Source organism: Methylobacterium sp. 1A (assembly GCF_058072805.1).
In genome coordinates, this window is record NZ_JBYQVE010000002.1 from 1,560,612 (window position 1) to 1,578,468 (window position 17,857).

18 protein-coding genes and 2 tRNA genes are annotated in these 17,857 nt (G+C 68.7%); 7 read left to right on the forward strand and 13 right to left on the reverse strand.

Annotated features, from left to right (window positions below; all coding sequences use genetic code 11):
- The first annotated feature begins 172 nt into the window (after nt 1–172).
- The 4 genes from ACX9MN_RS27380 (at nt 173) to ACX9MN_RS27395 (ending at nt 3,989) form a co-directional block, all read left to right on the forward strand.
- Nucleotides 173–763, forward strand: a complete 591-nt coding sequence (locus tag ACX9MN_RS27380; RefSeq protein WP_489725997.1) for a hypothetical protein — start codon at nt 173–175, stop codon at nt 761–763.
- Nucleotides 764–882: 119 nt separating this feature from the next.
- Nucleotides 883–1,899 carry an asparaginase gene (locus ACX9MN_RS27385; RefSeq protein WP_091981130.1) on the forward strand — a complete coding sequence of 339 codons (1,017 nt, stop codon included), beginning with the start codon at nt 883–885 and terminating at the stop codon, nt 1,897–1,899.
- 347 nt (nt 1,900–2,246) lie between these two features.
- Nucleotides 2,247–3,152: a tetratricopeptide repeat protein gene (locus ACX9MN_RS27390; protein ID WP_489725998.1), complete on the forward strand. Its 906-nt coding sequence runs from the start codon at nt 2,247–2,249 to the stop codon at nt 3,150–3,152.
- A gap of 303 nt (nt 3,153–3,455) precedes the next feature.
- A complete protein-coding gene (locus ACX9MN_RS27395; protein WP_056529984.1) occupies nt 3,456–3,989 on the forward strand; it encodes an isochorismatase family protein in 534 nt (177 codons plus the stop codon).
- 32 nt (nt 3,990–4,021) lie between these two features.
- On the opposite strand, the gene ACX9MN_RS27400 is transcribed toward ACX9MN_RS27395, so the two are convergent.
- The 5 genes from ACX9MN_RS27400 to ACX9MN_RS27420 all read right to left on the reverse strand — a co-directional run bounded on the left by ACX9MN_RS27400 (nt 4,022) and on the right by ACX9MN_RS27420 (nt 7,544).
- Nucleotides 4,022–4,618 carry a sigma-70 family RNA polymerase sigma factor gene (locus ACX9MN_RS27400; protein ID WP_170855239.1) on the reverse strand — a complete coding sequence of 199 codons (597 nt, stop codon included), beginning with the start codon at nt 4,616–4,618 and terminating at the stop codon, nt 4,022–4,024.
- Entirely contained in the window at nt 4,615–4,872 is a 258-nt protein-coding gene (locus ACX9MN_RS27405) for a NepR family anti-sigma factor (protein WP_091682814.1), read from the reverse strand. The genes ACX9MN_RS27400 and ACX9MN_RS27405 overlap by 4 nt, the downstream gene beginning before the upstream one ends.
- Before the next feature lie 324 nt (nt 4,873–5,196).
- Nucleotides 5,197–5,955: an SDR family oxidoreductase gene (locus ACX9MN_RS27410; RefSeq protein ID WP_489725999.1), complete on the reverse strand. Its 759-nt coding sequence runs from the start codon at nt 5,953–5,955 to the stop codon at nt 5,197–5,199.
- Nucleotides 5,956–5,972: 17 nt separating this feature from the next.
- Nucleotides 5,973–7,187, reverse strand: coding sequence for an ABC transporter substrate-binding protein (locus ACX9MN_RS27415; RefSeq protein WP_489726000.1), 1,215 nt, complete (start codon nt 7,185–7,187; stop codon nt 5,973–5,975).
- Between the two features lie 282 nt (nt 7,188–7,469).
- Nucleotides 7,470–7,544, reverse strand: a tRNA-Thr gene (locus ACX9MN_RS27420).
- Between the two features lie 211 nt (nt 7,545–7,755).
- Here ACX9MN_RS27420 and ACX9MN_RS27425 point away from each other — a divergent pair.
- Complete coding sequence (locus ACX9MN_RS27425; RefSeq protein ID WP_103986162.1) at nt 7,756–8,007, forward strand: hypothetical protein; 252 nt, start codon at nt 7,756–7,758, stop codon at nt 8,005–8,007.
- A gap of 371 nt (nt 8,008–8,378) precedes the next feature.
- Here the strand turns inward: ACX9MN_RS27425 and ACX9MN_RS27430 are convergent, their stop codons facing one another.
- From ACX9MN_RS27430 to ACX9MN_RS27465, 8 genes are all read right to left on the reverse strand, one after another.
- Nucleotides 8,379–9,497, reverse strand: coding sequence for an acyltransferase family protein (locus ACX9MN_RS27430; protein WP_489726001.1), 1,119 nt, complete (start codon nt 9,495–9,497; stop codon nt 8,379–8,381).
- Between the two features lie 1,079 nt (nt 9,498–10,576).
- Nucleotides 10,577–11,131 (reverse strand): class I SAM-dependent methyltransferase, encoded by a 555-nt coding sequence (locus tag ACX9MN_RS27435; protein ID WP_489726002.1) that lies wholly within the window; start codon nt 11,129–11,131, stop codon nt 10,577–10,579.
- Between the two features lie 350 nt (nt 11,132–11,481).
- Nucleotides 11,482–11,859: a hypothetical protein gene (locus tag ACX9MN_RS27440; protein WP_020094390.1), complete on the reverse strand. Its 378-nt coding sequence runs from the start codon at nt 11,857–11,859 to the stop codon at nt 11,482–11,484.
- A 64-nt stretch (nt 11,860–11,923) separates the two neighbouring features.
- Nucleotides 11,924–12,253, reverse strand: a complete 330-nt coding sequence (locus tag ACX9MN_RS27445; protein ID WP_091928131.1) for a hypothetical protein — start codon at nt 12,251–12,253, stop codon at nt 11,924–11,926.
- Nucleotides 12,254–12,357: 104 nt separating this feature from the next.
- Nucleotides 12,358–12,723 carry a response regulator gene (locus ACX9MN_RS27450; protein ID WP_007567202.1) on the reverse strand — a complete coding sequence of 122 codons (366 nt, stop codon included), beginning with the start codon at nt 12,721–12,723 and terminating at the stop codon, nt 12,358–12,360.
- 163 nt (nt 12,724–12,886) lie between these two features.
- The gene (gene hpt, locus ACX9MN_RS27455; protein ID WP_020094392.1) at nt 12,887–13,453 is read right to left on the reverse strand and encodes a hypoxanthine phosphoribosyltransferase; all 567 of its coding nucleotides are present in this window, start codon (nt 13,451–13,453) and stop codon (nt 12,887–12,889) included.
- Nucleotides 13,454–13,577: 124 nt separating this feature from the next.
- Nucleotides 13,578–13,946, reverse strand: coding sequence for a hypothetical protein (locus ACX9MN_RS27460; RefSeq protein ID WP_020094393.1), 369 nt, complete (start codon nt 13,944–13,946; stop codon nt 13,578–13,580).
- A gap of 257 nt (nt 13,947–14,203) precedes the next feature.
- Nucleotides 14,204–14,280, reverse strand: a tRNA-His gene (locus ACX9MN_RS27465).
- A gap of 221 nt (nt 14,281–14,501) precedes the next feature.
- On the opposite strand from ACX9MN_RS27465, the gene ACX9MN_RS27470 reads away from it, so the two are divergent.
- On the forward strand, nt 14,502–16,433 hold the full coding sequence (locus tag ACX9MN_RS27470) for a chloride channel protein (protein WP_244540868.1): 1,932 nt from the start codon (nt 14,502–14,504) through the stop codon (nt 16,431–16,433).
- Nucleotides 16,434–16,536: 103 nt separating this feature from the next.
- On the forward strand, nt 16,537–17,628 hold the full coding sequence (locus tag ACX9MN_RS27475) for a tartrate dehydrogenase (RefSeq protein WP_020094395.1): 1,092 nt from the start codon (nt 16,537–16,539) through the stop codon (nt 17,626–17,628).
- Nucleotides 17,629–17,857: the final 229 nt, after the last annotated feature.

The window sequence follows — 17,857 nt, forward strand, 5'->3', positions numbered from 1 at the left end:
CGATCCCGGAAACGCGGCCTTAAGAATCGCGTGGGTAATTTGCACACGGACCCGCCGCCGGGCGAATCCGGCTCATCCGTGACCCGAGCCCCCCATGAGTACCGTCTCGTCCACCGCGACAGCACAGCTCGCCGCGCAGCGATGGTCGCCGCCTGCGTCGCCCCAGACCCGGATGTCCGACACGATCAGCAGCGCGCTGTCGGCCGGCACGATCAGCAGCACCGACGCGACGGCCCTCGCGGGCGCCTTGAGCAGCATCGATAGGAGCCTGTCGTCGACCAGCGCTGCCTCGACCAGCGCGACGAGCCGGTCCGGGCTCGACCCGTCCTCGATGAAGGACCGGATCGACGGCCTGATCGCCGATCAGGTCAGCAGCGGCAGCCTCACCGCCGACCAGGCCACGGAGCTGAAGAACCTGTTCGCCAGCCACGGCCGGAGCACCCAGAGCGCGGACGCCACTGGCGACGGGACTGGCGACGTCGCCGGCCCGGACGGCCCGCCGCCGGGGCCCCCGCCCGGCCCGGCGCCGACGGACGCTGCGGGCAGCGCCGGGAGCGGGGCGTCGGTCTCCGCGTCGGCCTCGACCTCGACCTCGACTTCGACCTCGACCTCGACCACCGACGCGGCGCGCACGACGAACGACCTGCTATCCACCTTCATCCAGCAGCTCCAGAGCGGCCAGTCGGGCCGCGTCGGCTACGGGGCGAGCGGCACCGCCAACAGCGGCGCCGTCTCGGCGCTCCTCCTCGACTTCCGCAGCTGAGGCCGGGGACGCGCCCGGCGGGCCTCCCGCCCGGTGCATCGCCCGCCTGCGCGCGGCCGGGGTCGACCCCGGCCGCGCGACGCGGCATCACAGCGCCGGACAGGCACGGGAGAGACGGCATGGCGGCAGGAGCGGGGACCGGATTGCCCAAGGTCGCGTTCATCGGCACAGGCGGGACGATCTCGTCCCTCGGCCGCGATGCCCTCGACATCCTCGACTACACCGCCACCGACCGGCGTCTCGAGGCCGGCGCGATCCTGGACGCGGTTCCGGAACTCGCGACAGTCGCCGCGGTGGTGCCGGTGCCGTTCCGGGCGGTCCCGAGCCCGGCGATCGGGTTCGCGGAGTGGCGCGACCTCGTCCGGCTGTGCGAGCGCCTCGCGTCCGAGCACCCGGACCTCGCCGGCATCGTCATCGGGCACGGGACCGCCACGCTGGAGGAGACCGCCTACGCCCTTAGCCTCACCTTGACGGTGGATCTGCCGGTGGTGCTGGTCGGCTCGCAGCGGCCGATGAGCGCCCTCTCCACCGACGCCAAGCTGAACCTCGTGGCGGCCGTGCGCACGGCCGCGGCGCCCGCCTCCCGCGGGCGCGGCGTGCTGGTGGTGCTCAACGACGAGATCCAGGCGGCCCGCGAGGTGACCAAGACCTCGGTGGCCCGGCTCCAGACCTTCCGGACCCCGGATTTCGGCGTGCTCGGCCACGTCGATGGCGAGTCCGTCCGCTACTACCGCCGCTCCGAGCGGGCGCACGCGCCGGGCACGCCCTTCGACATCCGGACCCTGCCGGCGCTGCCGCGGGTCGACGTCGCCTACGGGTACGCCGACGCCGACGGCACCGCGGTCCGGGCCTTCCTGGCCGCGGGCGCGCGCGGCCTCGTCGCGGCCGGTCTCGCGCCGGGCATGACCCCGCCCGCCGAGGCCGAGGCCCTGGAGGCGGCGGCCGCCGCCGGGATCGTGGTGGTGATGTCGACCCGGGCCGGCAGCGGCGTGGTCCCGCTCACCACCCGGCTGCGCAGTCGCGGCATCCTCAGCGCCGACAACCTCACCCCGCAGAAGGCCCGGATCCTGCTCGCCCTGGCGCTGACCGTCACGGCGGAGCCCGAGGCGGTGGCGCGGCTGTTCGCGACCTACTAGCGACGCGTCCCGGGACCGGTCGCCCGCCCCGCCGAGCCCTCAACGCCTCCTTCCGGCCGGTCCCGCACGGTCCCCGCCGCGCGCGAACCCTGTCGCGGCCCGTGGCGCGCGCCGGCGATGTCGGCCGACCATGCGGGCCGCATGTGCGATTTGGTCCAGAAAGTCCTGCCGGGCCCTGATAGGTCAAGGATCAGTCCGGTGCAGTCCAGCCGAAGGGTTTTTCGCCCGGAAGACTGTCAGCGGACGAAGACGGTTCGGGAACACGCCTTCAGCATTGCGGAAGATGCTCGGGATCGGCTTCCGCGCAGGGCATGACGGTTCGCGTGCCCGCACAGGGATTCACGGCCATGCGCGCGACATCCATCGTCTCCATGTCTCTGGCGCTCTCGGTCCTGTCCGGGCTGGGCGCACAGGCGGAGACCGCCGGGAGCCTCTCCACGACGACGGCCGTCAGCGGCAGCGCCGCCGCGATGTACAATCTCGGAATCCTCTACATCAACGGCCAGGGCGTGAAGCAGGATTTCGGTACGGCCGGACGCTGGTTCGAGAAGTCGGCCGCCGGCGGTGACGTCGACGCCATGCTCAACCTCGGCAGCCTGTACTACAACGGCCAGGGCGTGAAGCAGGACTACGCCGCCGCGGCCGCGTGGTTCGAGAAGGCCGCCCTGGCGGGCAACGCCGAGGCCATGAACAACCTCGGCAGCCTCTACGATGCCGGCCAGGGCGTGACGCAGGACTACGCCACCGCGCGCAGTTGGTACGAGAAGGCGGCGGCCGCCGGCGCCGCGTCGGCCCTGTACAATCTCGGCCTACTCTACGCCAACGGTCAGGGCGTCGGGCAGGATTACGGCGCGGCCGCGTCCTGGTTCGGGAAGGCCGCCGCCGCCGGCAACGTTGACGCGATGAACGCCCTCGGCAGCCTGCACCTCAACGGTCAGGGCGTGAAGCGGGACGCCGCCGCGGCCCGCCGCTGGTTCGAGCGGGCGGTCGCCGGCGGCAACGTGGACGCGATGAACAATCTCGGCAGCCTCTACCTGAACGGCCAGGGCGTGAAGACGGACGCCGCCGCGGCCCGCCGCTGGTTCGAGAAGGCGGCCGCCGCCGGCCACGCGGAGGCGACGAACAATCTCGGTTTCCTCTACGTCAACGGTCGCGGGGTGAAGCAGGATTTCGAGGCCGCCCGGCGGTGGTTCGAGAAGGCCGCCGGCGGCGCCGCGGCCGCGAACGTCCCCGGCGACATCGCGCTCCGCTAGAGCCGTTCCCTGTCGGTTCGGGACGGAGGTGATCGCCGGGCCCGTGCCGAACGAGGCACCGGTGCCCTCTTCCGCGAGGGAGAGGGGCCCTGGCGCGGCTGCCGGGACCGGAGTTGCCGCCCTTCCCAACCGTCGCAAAACGATCGGGAGCGGCTCTTGGGCGGGGTCGCGGTCGGGGCGCGCACGTGTCATGCCGGCGGGCGCGGTCCCCACCGGACCGGATGGGGCGAGGATACGGCTCGGATGGGGCCAGGATGGCCTCCTCCGTCTCCGACGCGACCCGTCCGCAGGGACCAGACATCGATGCCGCTGATCGACCCCGCCCGCTCGCTCCTCCTCGTCATCGACGTTCAGGTCCGGCTGATGCCGACGATCGCGGAAGGGGACGGGGTCGTCGCCAATGCGGGCCGCCTCCTCGCCGCCGCGCAGCTGCTCGACGTCCCGGTCCTGGTCACCGAGCAGAATGCCGGCGGCCTCGGGCCGACCGTGCCGGCCCTGGCGCCCGAGCCCGGGACGGCCTTCGCGAAGATGAGCTTCGGCGCGACCCGGACGCCCGGCTTCCTCGAGCGCCTGCCCGCGGATCGCGACCTCGTGGTCAGCGGCTGCGAGGCGCATGTCTGCGTGCTGCAGACGGTTCTCGGGCTGCGCGAGTCCGGCCGCCGCGTCGCCGTGGTGGCCGACGCCGTGGGCTCGCGGCGGATCGAGAACCGGGAGGCCGCGCTCGCCCGGATGGCGGCCCACGGCGCCGAGATCGTCACGACCGAGATGGTGGCGTTCGAGTGGCTCGGCACGGCGCGGCACAGGCGGTTCCGCGACGTCGTCAGGCTCATCAAGTAGGCGCCGCGGCGGTCCTCGCCGCGGCGCGCGCCTCAGGAGCCGTCGAGGGCCGCGCGGGTCTGCGGGTCGGGTCCGATGTCGTCGGTGCCGGTCATGCCCAGCACCTCGATCAGGCGGGTCCGGGCGCGGCTGACCCGGCTCTTGATCGTGCCCACCGCGACGCCGCAGATGGCCGCGGCCTCCTCGTAGGTGAAGCTCTGGGCGCCGACCAGGACCAGCGCCTCGCGCTGGGCCGGCGGCAGCCGGTTCAGCGCGCTCTGGAACTGCGCCATCTCCATCCGGATCTCCTGCTCGGGGAGGGCGGTCAGGCGCCCGGCATGGAGGCCGTCGGCGTCCTCCACCTCGCGCTTGCGCTTGCGCTGCTCCGAGTAGAACAGGTTCCGCAGGATCGTGAACAGCCACGCGGTCAGGTTGGTCCCGCGGCGGAAGCTGGCGGCGTTGATCCAGGCGCGCACGAGCGTGTCCTGCACGAGGTCGTCCGAGCGGTCGAGGTCGTAGGTCAGCGAGAACGCGAAGGCCCGCAGCGCCGGGATCGCCCCCAGCAGGAGGTCGCGCATCTCCGCGTCGGCGCCCCGGGGGGCCGGACCGGATCCGCTCCCCGCGGGGGCGGCTTGCAGCATCAGGGTCATCGCGAGGCCTCCGTGTCGGAGTGTGCGGCGAGCTCGTCGAGCAGCGTCCGGAGCCGGTCCGGGATCGGCAGGGCCAGGACGCCCGCGTAGTGCAGGCGCAGGCCGCGCCCGATCCGGTCCCGCGCGCCGTCGTCGATCGGCCGGCCGGGTCCGCCGACCGACACCGGGCGTGATGCGGCCGCGGCGCCCGGTCCGGCCGGGTCCGCCGCGCCGGCGGAGCCCGGAATCCCTGGATCGTCCTCGGTCCCTGACATGGTCGCGCCCCCCGGTCGTGCGCGATGGGGCCCCGAGGGGCCCGGCGGTCCGCCGGACCGTTGTCCCCATCGGTTCGGCGAAGACGCGTCTCATCGCCTTCCGGCAGCGCTGGTAGGCGCGACGGATTTAATCGGTTCTGAACCCCGCATTCATCCAATTTTAATCTTGAAATAGCCCAGCTTGCGCCGAATTTAATCCATAAAGTCTCAGATACAATTCAGAAATACTTGTGTTCAGCTTGGCCGTGGCGACACTCGTCCTCCGTGCCTGAACGCGGGATGAGCGCACCGCGCCCCCGGCCAAGCGCGCCGCGACGGCCCCGCTCAGAGCTTCACGCCCTCGAGATAGCCGCGGTTCCAGGTCGGGCTGATCAGGATCTCGTTGACGCAGACGGAGGCCGGCAGGCGGGCGACGAACAGGATCGTCTCGGCGAGATCCTCCGGCTGGAGCATGCGCCCGCGATCCTCCGCGGTGACCGGGACTGGCCGCTTGTCGAGGAGGGGCGTCGCGACCTCGCCGGGGCAGATGCAGCAGGACCGGATGCCGTGCCCGCACTCCTCTTGGTTCAGGCTCTCCGAGAGCGCCACGAGCCCGTGCTTGGCGGCGGAATAGGCCGGTCCCGTCAGCTTGGAGACGTAGCGGCCGGCCCAGGAGGAGACGTGGATGATCAGGCCGCTCCGCTGCGCCCGCATGGTCGGCAGCACCGCCCGCGCCGCGTAGAAGGGGCCGTTGAGATTGACGCCGACCACGGCGTCGATGCCGGCCGGCGTGATCTCGCTCCAGCCGCGCCGCGGCACGTTGAGGCCCGCCGCGTTCACCAGCAGGTCGCAGCGCCGCCACGCGGCGTGAACCGCCTCCCAGGCGCGCTGCACGTCGTCGGCCACGCCCATGTCGGCCGGGGCGACCAGCGCCTCGCCGCCCGCCGCGCGGACCATCTCCGCGGTGCGCGCGAGGGCCTCCTGACCCCGTCCGGTGAGCGCGACCCGCATGCCGGCCCGCGCCAGCGCCACGGCGGCCGCCTGCCCGATCCCGGATCCGGCCCCCGTCACCCAGGCGGCCTGCCCTTCGAGCGCGCGAATCATGGCGTTCGGCTCCCGCCCTACGGCTTGGCGACGAGCGGGCAGCCGCCCTCGGCGAGGGGGCGGAAGGCCTGCTCGGCGGGGATCGTCTCCAGCACCTTGTAGAGGTCCCACGGGCCCTTCGACTCGGACGGCGCCTTCACCTCGAACAGGTACATCGGGTGGATCTTGCGCCCGTCCGCCCGGACCACACCCTTGCCGAACAGCGGGTCGTCGGTCGGGTTGGCCTTCATCCAGGCCATGGTCTTCTGCGGGTCCGTCGACTTCGTCGCCGCCACGGCCTTCAGGTAGTGCAGGAGCCCGGCATAGACGCCCGCGTGGTTCATCGTCGGCATGCTGTTGCCGTTGCGCGGGTAGAAGCGCTCCGAGAAGGCCCGGGTCTCCGGGTTGAGATCCCAGTAGAACGACTCCGTCAGCACGAGGCCCTGCGCGGTCTGCAGGCCGATCGCGTGGACGTCGACGGCGTAGATCAGCAGGGCGGCGAGCTTCTGGCCGCCGTCGGTCAGCCCGAACTCGTGCGCCTGCTTGACCGCGTTGACCGTGTCGCCGCCCGCGTTGGCCAGACCCACCACCTTCGCGCCCGAGGCCTGCGCCTGCAGCAGGAACGAGGAGAAGTCCGTGGCGGGGAACGGGACCCGCGCGGCGCCCAATACGCGCCCGCCGCCCGTATCGATCACGGCCTTCGCCTCGTTCTGGAGGGAGAGCCCGAAGGCGTAGTCGGCGGTGAGGAAATACCACGTGTCGCCGCCGCGCTTGAGCATGGCGCCGGCCGTGCCGTGCGCCAGGGCGTAGGTGTCGTAGGTCCACTGGATCGTGTTCGGCGAGCACTGCTTGCCGGTCAGCTCCGTGGTGCCGGCCCCCGAGTCGATGAAGACCTTGTTCTTCTCGCGGGTGACCTGACTCACCGCCAGCGCAACCGAGGAGGTCGGCACGTCGAGGATCGCGTCCACGCCGTCGCGGTCGTACCACTGGCGGGCGACGGCGGCGCCGATATCGGGTTTGTTCTGGTGGTCGGCCGAGACGATCTCGATCTGCACGCCCGGCTCGGTCTTGGCGAAATCCTCGACCGCCATCTGCGCGGCGACGACGGAGCCCTTGCCGCCGGTATCGGCGTAGACGCCGGACATGTCGTTGAGGACGCCGACCTTGACGCGGATCGGCTCGGCAACGGCCGGCCCGGCGAGCGCGACGAAGCCGATCGCGACCGAGAGCACGCAACTCCGGATCGACGCCATGGCAGACCGTCCTCCGCGGCAGTTTCTGTCTTTCGGCCAGGAGGGCACGCTGGCATCCCAGCGTCAAGCAGCGGTCCGCGACCGGATCCGGGAGCGGTGAGACAGGCCGGCGCCGGATGTGTCGCGGCGGCGGTGCCGACGGAATCGGGCCGGAACTCCCACCCGAGACCGGCCCGTCGCGACATCGGGATCGGCGCGGTGGCGCGGCCTCAGCCGACGCGCTGTGCCGGACGACGGTCACGCCCCACGGGCGCGAGGCCCGGCCTCGGCGATCGAATGTCGTGGTGCCGGCGGAGGGGATCGAACCCCCGACCTTCGGTTTACAAAACCGCTGCACTACCGCTGTGCTACACCGGCTCGCGCTCTGAAACCATTGAGAAAATTGGCGGTTTCGGTGCGTCAGAGGCGCTTTTGACTACGTTTGGGGGCGCTTCGTCAAGGCACACATCTCGGCACGTTCCGTTCATCGTGCATGCGCGCGACCCTTTGGAGTGGGCCGAAGAAGGCCGGCGCCCGAGCGATGCGGGAGGCGGCACAGTTCATGGCAAAGTCCACGGTTTGGGAGTGAATGGCCAAGGAACCCTCGACTCGCCGAGCTGCGCGAGACCGCGAGGTTACCGATCGGGCGATCCGCGCCGTGGTCGTCGCGGTGCTGGCCGACCGCGCCGGCAGGACCTACCCGCTTCCGAAGGATCGGCGCCGTGACATCAACGCGACCATTCAACAGAACACTCGTGCGGCCGTTGCGCGCGCCGCCCACAAGCCGGCTCGAAAGCGCAACATGGTTCGGACCGCGATCCTGCTGGGGCACTCGATATAGGGGTGAGCGTGATAGATCCCGGTGCCGCCCGAGCGGCGACTGCCGAACGCGTAATGGAGCGGTTGAGCGGCTTCGCGCAGGGAAGCGGCGTCAGTGGTAGGGTCGCCTGCCAGATCATCGAATGGGTGATCGCCTCCCCAACCGATCGCCGCAGGCGGAGACCTGTTGGCAAGGCGCGCACGTGCATCCTGATCGCACCCGGGAAGCAGGGTCGACGACGAAATCCCTCGCGCCTCGTAGCGGCTTCGCTGGGAGGGATCATCATGACAGGACAGGATCCGAATATCTAGAATGTGCGGTCGATACTGAATTCGGTTTTCGATATTTCCGCTGCTTCCGGTGTGCGGAATGCATCTAAGTCGACTAGATGTCTATCTGCTCTTCAGGTCGAATGCGATACTGTTTTTACATGTATGAAGTAATTTTTCGCAATAAGACATGCACCAGCTTTCGAATTTCATCAACGGACCCCGAAGGGGGAGTGCTCTTTTCTCAATGTAATGCCATGAAAAATAGGCAATCGAAATTATTATCGGGGTCGAAATTAGAAAATTAATCCACCACTGCCGAAGATCCGGAAAGACTGCAGACACTGCCTGTTGTATCGGAAATCCATACAAGAAAATGCCATATGAATAATCTCCGCTTGACACAATTGCGGACCGTGTCGGATTCCGCATCCCCAAATAGATAGTCACATAGGCGGCAGGAAGTGCGGAGAGGGCATTGAAGATCGGAAGATAAAGAAACCCAACCATGGCAATGGCGCATGCGAAGAAAATCGGGGCGCTATATGGAACTCGATCTCTGACCCGATAGAGGTACGCGCCGTACAGAAAGGATAAGACAAGCACAGGGCCGCGAACAGTCCCTTCGTCAACCTGCGTTCGCGTATAAATGGTGATCATGACTAAGGCTTGCATCACCAGGCAGCCGAACAAAATCAGTTTTTCCGATCTGTAGAAACCGATTATATAAAATACAGATATCAATATGTAGCAATACAATTCGTAAGGAAGTGTCCATAATTGCGCGTTCACCTGCGTAGTTGGATTATCAGTAAAGACGCCGGGGAGATAATACCGAACGACGCCTATCATGTTCAAAGTATAGGACCAAAAACCTGGATCCATAAAATACTTTGGGAGCGGGTAATACGTGAACAGCGCTCCAACGATCATCATTGCTATTGTCGATTCCACTGCCAGCGCAGGGAAGATGCGAATTAGTCGAAGTCCCAAGAACCCGACGATCGTTCGAGAGCGTTCTAGACTTCCGGAAACGAGGAATCCGCTCAGTGCGAAAAACATGGGAAGTATCATGGCCCATATTGGCCGCGACGGTCCCAAAATGAGCCATCTTTGAGCTTCTATGCCATAAGAAACTATCACAGTGTGCCACAACACTATCATTGCGGCGAGACCAATTCGCATATAATCGAAGCCGGATGGCCGCCCTTTCGTCAGAAAGAGGCGTTCACTCAGAGTCATCGTTTCCGTCCCTCCCGGAAGCCGGGATTGATATCTTAATCCAGATCGTACCTCCGAATGGGAAATTTGGAAATTATAAAGAAGATTACGCTATTGAACGTATCACCATATCCGAATGGCTAACATGTGTGGGCTTCGAGAAGGCTTGATGCCCAAATTCCTCGACGACCATCGATATTGCAGAGCGTACCGGGATCCACTGCCGTGCGCGCGCCTCGCTCGCTGCACGCGCTGGCTCGGTCGGAGGCCTATGGCTAACAATCGGCAATGGGCGCCTGAGCTGGAGTCGGCGGCACGTGGTCGGTGATACGACCGCTCACGCGTCAGTCGCCGGCAGATTGCTCACCTGCGTCGTGTCCCGCTGCGTACGAATCGACAACTTGGTGTTCCAGTCGTGCCGACTGACCCGCCCCGCGCGCCGGCACCATTTAAGCAGGGTTTGGTCGGGCCGAGGCCGATGGAGGTCGGGACCCCGGTCCAGGCCCGCACCGTGGCGTGCGGGTGTTGCACGCGCTCGACCTTCGAGCCCAGTGCCGCGTCCGACAGGTCGGGAAGCTCTCGTCGACCGGGTCGATCCCCATCTGCGCGGGCAGGGTTGGTCCGCCCCAACGTATCCCCGTCGCGGGTGAAGTTCGTCGCGGGCGCCGCTCGCGCGAGCAGCAGGGGCTGTTGCCGTGGATCAGCGCCACGGCGCGGCCGCCGCCGATCCGGTCGGGGTGGCCTAGCCTCCGAGGGAGGGCTCGCCCGGACCGGCAGGCCGCCAGGTCAGCCCAGGCATCGTCCGGTACTCCGCGCGTTCGTATAGAAGCGTAGAAGGCTTCCGATGATCGCATCAACGCGAAGCCCGTTCGCCGTTGGATGCGCGCGAACTGCCGTATCGCTCACATATTCCCTGCCCGTCATTCCGTTCACCGCTATGCGTATGCCGAGCGGTTGCCAATGTGTCAGAAGCGATGGCGATTTCCGGTGCGGATCCCGCTAGACCTCGAACCAGAAGCCGGCACCCTCGTCGCACATGCCCTCACGATGCCTGTACATGATCGGAGCGATAATGTCGGACGCAGGCTTATAGTAAAACATCATGGCGAGAATGTATTGCTCGTTCCAAAAAAGCCTGTCGCAATCTCAGGATACTCATATGGCAGATGGATGTCGTGCACATGCACGATCACGCCCGGCCGGAGAAGCGGGTAGATTGGCAGGAAGAAATGCGTCGTGTCGCTGCCATGGAACAGGAGATGGCTGCCATCCAGCATCAGCACATCGCCACCCTTCAGCGATTGAAAGTAGGACGGGTCAACATCGAGGAGGCCGTTAGAAATCCACTTATCCGCAATGTCGCGGACGCTTGAGCGCGGATTGGGGTCGATGCACTCGATCTTGGTGTCGAGCTTGTACTTGCCGATTGCGCGGCGAGCGAATTTCGTACTGTTGCCGCCTCCGACCTCGACATACCGGGCCGGCTTGCGTGTGGCGAGGACAGTCGTCAGGGCCAATGCGTCGCCGTAGCTGAAGTAGCCGTTCGGCAGGAACGGTGTCCGGCCGTCGAGGTCGCGGTCAGCGACGTCCGAGAAATCGGCGAATTGCTTCATGTCTTCGGCGAACGTTCTGAAGTGCCGGCTCTTGCGCTCCATGCGTTCGCGCAGCCAGGAATATAGCGTTCGATTCAACTCAGTTTTGACAACGTAGTCGCCGTCGAGAGGGCAGCTAGGCCCGGATTTCGATATCCGGGCATGAGCACTCGTCCATTGGTGTAATGCGGCACCAACGTGTGGGCGTCCTGGAACATTTCGAGCGTTGGCTGTGAAATCTTATCAATAGTTTCGTTAGTCGGCACAGGCGTACCGGTTCAGACCCGCCGCCACCGCGTGGGGGGCGTTGAGAACGGAAGGTGGCGGGGCGCGCGAGACAGATACTCGGTTCGCAGAAACGGCGTACAAGCGCCGCTCAATCCGAGCCGCGCCAGCATCTGCGCGGCCGGCCCTCAATGGCCCGAGCGGCGGATCAGGCTCTTGAGGCGCTGGTCGGCGGTGTCGAGGCGGTCGGCGATGCCGCGCCGGATGCATTTGCCGACGGAATCGCCGGCGTAGAACCCGACCGTCTGGTCCTGGTTGCGGCAGGACTGGACCGGCGGCCACGCCACCACGCCCGCCACGACCAGCAGCACGACCAGGCAGTCGACGACGAGCCAGCCCTTCCAGCCGAGCCGGAAGCCGCGACGCCGCTCGGGCGCCCGGTTCCGGCGCGGGGTGCGGTGCGCGCCGTCCGGGCCGACCCGCGCCATGCGAGCGCGGAACTGGGCCTCCTCGAGGGCGTCGGAGGCGCGGCCGGACGAGGCCGGGAGGAGCGGGCGGGTGGACATGGCGGCCTCGCGGAGGTCGGTTCGGAGCGGATCGGCGGAGCGCGGAAGGGCCTTGAGCGGGCGCTCAGTCGATGAGCCGCTTCAGGAGCGCGAGGTTGTCCTGGATCGACAGGACGTTGCCGAGCATCTCGGTACGGGCGCAGGCCCCGGCCCCGACAAGACCGAGCCAGCCCGCCGCCGGGCGGGCGCTGCAATCCGCGAAGCTGCCGTACAGGAACAGCCCGGCCGGCACCGCGAGGAGGGCGAGCTTCGTCGGCGAGAAGAACCGCCCGAAGACGCCTCTGCGCGGGCGCCGCGCGTCGCGGTCGTCGTCCCAGTCCCGGTCGTCCGGCTCCCAGCCGTAGCGGTCCGCCTGATACGCCGCCGCGTCGATGTCCCGGTCCCGGCGATACATGGCGTTCCGTGCTCGGTCTGATCAGTCGGACCGAAGGTGCCACGCTTTCGTGAAGCTCAACCTAAGAGCAATGTTTAAGTTCTTCTGAACCGGTCCCGCCCGGCTCAGGCGGCGAGCGCCCGCCTCACCGTGGCGCGCAGATCCGCCAGGGAGAAGGGCTTGGTCAGCACGTCGGTGACGATGGCGTCGAGCCCGCGCGCGCGCTCGCGCTGATCGGCGAAGCCGGTCATCAGCAGGATGGTCAGGTCGGGGAAGTCGCGCTTGGCGGCGAGGGCCAGCGCGATGCCGTCCATGAGCGGCATGCGGATGTCGGTGAGCATCAGGTCGAAGCCGCCGTCGGCCTCGTTGAGGCGGTCGAGCCCGTCGCTGCCGTCGTTGGCCGTGACGACCGCGTGCCCGTCGATCTCGAGCCCCCGCTTCAGGAAGCCCCGGACGGTCTCTTCGTCATCCACCAGGAGGATGCGCGCCATGTGGTCCCGTAACCGTCCCCGAAATCCGCGCGCGCCGCGTCGCGACGCCGCGCGCGCCCAAATACCGACAGACGCAGACGAATTCTCCGTCTGTCAAGTCGTCGCAGGCTGAATTGTCCCGCGGGTCGCGGCCCGCGGCGAAAATGCCGCGCCGCGGGCACGGTCAGGCGTCGAACAGGTCCGGGGCGCCGTCCCCGTAATCGACCACGCCCACGAAGGGCAGCTGGCGGAAGGCGTGGGCGGCATCCATCCCGTAGCCGACGACGAACACGTCGGGGCAGGTGAAGCCGACGAAATCCGCGTCGATCGTCACGGCGCGCTTGCCGGGCTTCTCCAGCAGCACCGCGGTGAGGACGCGCCGGGCGCCGCGGGCCATCAGCAGGTCCTTGGCGAAGACGACGGTCCGGCCCGATTCCAGGATGTCGTCCACGAGCAGCACGTCCCGCCCGCGCACCTCACTCTGTACGTCGCGCAGGATCTCGACCTGCCCGCTGGAGACCGTCCCGGTGCGGTAGCTCGACAGGTGCACGAACTCGACCTGCGGGGCGAGACCCACCCGGTGCAGCGACCGGAGCAGGTCGGCCGCGAACATGAAGCTGCCCTTGAGCACCGCCACGACGAGGAGGTTCTCGGGCCGCGCGGCGAGGATCTCGCGGGCGAGCTCGTCGTTGCGCTTGGCGATGGCCGCCTCGTCGAACAGGGTGCGGACGCGCCGTTCAGGGATGCTCATCTCTCGTGTCCCGAAGCCCGTTGGCGCGGCGGCGCCCGCCGCCACGCTCGGGAACGGTCTTAGCGTCCCGGGCGCGCGCGGGGAACTCCGGATCCGCCAGATGGTCCGGCGCCGTCGACGCGGGTCAGCCTTCGGCCGCCTGCCGGAACGGTCGGAGCAAGCGGGTGAGCCCGCGCCGGCGCGCCGGCCGGGCCGCACGCCGCGCCGCGGCCAAGTCCGGTTCCGGCCCCGCACCGATCCCGTCGGCGTCGTCCCCGTCGACCGCATCCTCGTCGTCCGGCTCCACGTGCCGGACCTGCTCGAGGACGTCCGTCACGATGCGCGGGATGGGCCGCGCGTGCTCTTCCAGGAGCAGCGAGGCTGTCCAGAGGCGACTCGCGTTCGCGAGGGGCAGCTTCCCCTGTGTCAGGCGCTCCATCAGCATCCGGTCGGCGAGCGAGGCCGCGAGGTCGCTCACGATCTCGAGCTGATCCTGCTGTGTCGTGCTCTTCATGGCAGTCTTCACGCTAACGAAAATAGTCTTCTCCCAAACGGGACGGTATGCGAGCAAATTTGGCGATTCTATAACGTGCGTGAGCATTGGAGCGGCCGCCTGTGTACAGGCCGGCTCCGGCGCGAGGAGCGGTCCCGTCAATTCCGATCGGGGCGGGGTGAGGGTTCGGGCTGGCCCTGATACGGCGCGGTGCCATCCGCGCACAAGCAAAAGGGGCTGGCGATCCGCCAACCCCTCGCGCTGTCGAGCTGAATGGATGGTACCACCGCCCCGGCTCGAACGGGGGACCCCCAGATCCACAATCTGGTGCTCTAACCAACTGAGCTACGGCGGCACTGGCGCGGGGTGTATCGTGGGCCGCGGCAGTTTTCAAGGCGATGCGTGCACGGGATTTGAACTTCGTGGACAGCGCCGTCCGAGCCCCCCGCGCCGGGGCCGGCCGCGCTCCCGCAGCACCGCCCGTTTGCAACGGGCTCGGCCCCGGCTGTAACTGCGGCGGCGGGACCGACGCGTCGGCCCCGCCGATCGGGCGGACCGGAGGCGAGGGGGCGGACCGTGAGCGCGCGACAGCCATCGGGCGCCGCCGGCGGGGGCAGGGCGCCCGGCGACGGATCGGCCGACGTCCCGGCCCGGCGGCCCGTCAGGCCGGCGCGGAGGCCCCGTCGGCCCTGGACCGGGATCGGGCTCGTCCAGGCCCCCGGGCGGCTCCGCAGCCTCGTCCGACGGAGCGAGGGCGGCCTCGTCGCGCTCGCGACCCTGGTGGGCTGCGTCGCCGGCGTGGCGGTGTCCGCCATGACCTGGATCACCCAGACCCTGCGCGAGCATCTCTACCAGCTGCCCGCGGGCGCGCGCCTCAGCGCCGTCGACGCCGTGCCGCCGGCGCTCCTGCTCGTGGGCCCGTGCCTCGGCGGCGCCGTCCTCGGCCTGCTGATCGTCGCCGCCAACTACGTCCGCGGCCCGCGCAAGCGCCCGGCCATCGACCCGATCGAGGCCAACGCCCTGCACGGCGGCCGCATGTCCCTGCGCGACAGCCTCTACCTCGCGCTCCAGAACGTCATCTCGAACGGGTCCGGCGCCTCGGTGGGTTTGGAAGCCGGCTACACACAGATCGCCTCAGGCCTCGCCTCGCGCCTGGGCATCGCCTTCGAAGTGCGGCGCAGCGACCTGCGCACCCTGGTCGGCTGCGGCGCGGCCGGGGCGATCGCGGCCGGCTTCGGGGCGCCGCTCGCCGGCGCGTTCTACGCCTTCGAGTTGATCATCGGCACCTACTCGATCGCCACGCTGACGCCCGTGGTCGTCGCGGCGCTGTGCGGCAACCTGATCTCGCGCGCCCTGATCGAGGCGCAGCCGCTCGTCGATCTCGGCGACATGCAGGCGGTCACGACCTCGCACGTCACCAGCCTCGAGATCCTGCCGAGCCTCGCCCTCGGGCTGTTCTGCGCGGGCCTCGGGATCCTGATCATGCGCGGGGTCACGCTGGTCGAGCGCCTCGTCCAGGCCTCCGGCGTGCCGCGGGTGGCGGCGCCCGCCTTCGGGGGGCTGTGCGTCGGCGCGCTGGCGCTGCTCGCGACGCCGCAGGTGCTCTCGGGCGGCCACGGCGCCCTGCACATGCATTTCGCCGCCGAGGGGCAGGGGCACGGCATCGCGGTCCTGGCCGGGCTGTTCGCCGCCAAGGCCACGGCCTCGGCGATCTCGATCGGCTCGGGCTTCCGCGGCGGCCTGTTCTTCGCGTCGCTGTTCCTCGGGGCCATCGCCGGCAAGCTGTTCGCCGCCCTCGCCCCCGTGCTGGTGCCGCCGCTGGCGGATTTCGGCCTGACGCCGCTCGCCTACGCGGTGATCGGCATGAGCGCCCTGGCGGTGGCGGTCATCGGCGGCCCGCTCACCATGACGTTCCTGGCCCTGGAGGTCACCGGCAGCCTGCCGATCACCGGCGTCGTGCTGGCGGCGGTGATCGCGTCCTCGCTCACCGTGCGCAAGACCTTCGGCTACTCCTTCGCCACGTGGCGCTTCCACCTGCGCGGCGAGAGCATCCGAAGCCCCCACGACGTCGGCTGGATCCGCTCGCTCACCGTCGGCCGGCTGATGCGCCGCAATCCCGGCACCGTGGCCCTGGACACGCCGCTGCCCACCTTCCTGCGCGCCCATCCCCTCGGCTCGCCCTCCCGGGTGATCGCCGTGGACGGGGCTGGGCGCTACGCCGGCATCCTGAACGTGCCCGAGACGCACGCGGCCGCCCGGGATTCCGGCGCCGACGCGCAGCCGGTCCTCGCCGACCTGCTCCTGCACGCGGACGATTTCCTGACGCCGGGGATGAACGCCAAGGACGCCGCGGCCGCCTTCGACCGGACCGAGAGCGAGGCGCTCGCGGTCGTCGAGAGCGCCGAGAGCCGGAAGGTGCTGGGCCTGCTCACCGAGAGCCACACGCTCAAGCGCTACAGCGAGGAGCTCGACCGCCAGCGCCGGGCGATGGCGGGCGAAACCGACTGATTGTCAGGCTGGGGTGTTGACCCGACACCGGCGCGGACCAATCACCTGACGCCGACGACCCGGGCCCCGCGGAGGCCCGCACTTCGGAACGCGTGGAGGATTCATGGCCGCCCCAGAGAACAGCCAGCAGCGTCGCTACCGCATCGCGGTGATCCCCGGCGACGGCATCGGCAAGGAGGTGGTGCCGGAGGGCGTGCGCGTGCTGGAGCAGGCGGCCAAGCGGCACGGCTTCGGCCTCCAGCTCGACTGGTTCGATTTCGCCAGCTGCGACTATTACGAGCAGCACGGCCGGATGATGCCGGAGGACTGGAAGGCGCGGATCGAGACCCACGACGCGATCTATTTCGGTGCCGTCGGCATGCCCGAGCGCGTGCCCGACCACATCTCGCTCTGGGGCTCGCTGATCCTGTTCCGACGGGAATTCGACCAGTACGCGAACCTGCGCCCGGTGCGGCTGATGCCGGGGGTGAAGTGCCCGCTCGCCGACCGCAAGCCCGGCGACATCGACTTCTGGGTGGTCCGGGAGAACACTGAGGGCGAGTACTCGAACGCGGGCGGCCGGATGTTCGCCGGCACCGACCGGGAGTTCGCCCTGCAGGAGACGATCATGACCCGGCACGGGACGGACCGGATTCTCCGGTTCGCCTTCGAGCTGGCCCAGAAGCGCCCGAAGAAGCACCTGACCTCGGCCACGAAGTCGAACGGCATCTCGATCACCATGCCGTACTGGGACGAGCGGGTGAAGGCGGTGGCCGAGGCCTACCCGGACGTCCGGTGGGACCAGTACCACATCGACATCCTGACCGCGCATTTCGTCCTGAACCCGGACCGGTTCGACGTGGTGGTGGCCTCCAACCTGTTCGGCGACATCCTGTCGGATCTCGGGCCCGCCTGCACGGGCACGATCGGCATCGCGCCCTCCGGCAACATCAACCCGGAACGGGTGCACCCGTCGGTGTTCGAGCCGGTTCACGGCTCGGCGCCGGACATCGCCGGCCAGGGGATCGCCAACCCGATCGGCCAGATCTGGTCGGGGGCGATGATGCTGGAGCATCTCGGCGAGCACGCGGCGGCGGCCGAGATCGTCGGCGGGATCGAGCGGGTGCTGTCCGAGCGGACGCTGCGCACCCGCGACCTCGGCGGCAACGCCGACACGCAGACCTGCGGCAAGGCGGTGGAGCAGGCGCTGGGGTAGGGCAATCACCCCGAGCCTCCCTTCCAGGCCCTCATCCTGAGGTGCCCGCGTCAGCGGGCCTCGAAGGAGCCCTCCAGGGATCGTGAGACCGCTGGAGGGCTCCTTCGAGTGCTACGCTGCGCTCCGCCCATCAGGATGAGGTGGGATTCCGTTTCCGTCTCAAGGCTGTCGTTGAGATGCCCTCTCCGTCATCACGAGCGGAGGTCCGAACACATCGACAGCCAACGGA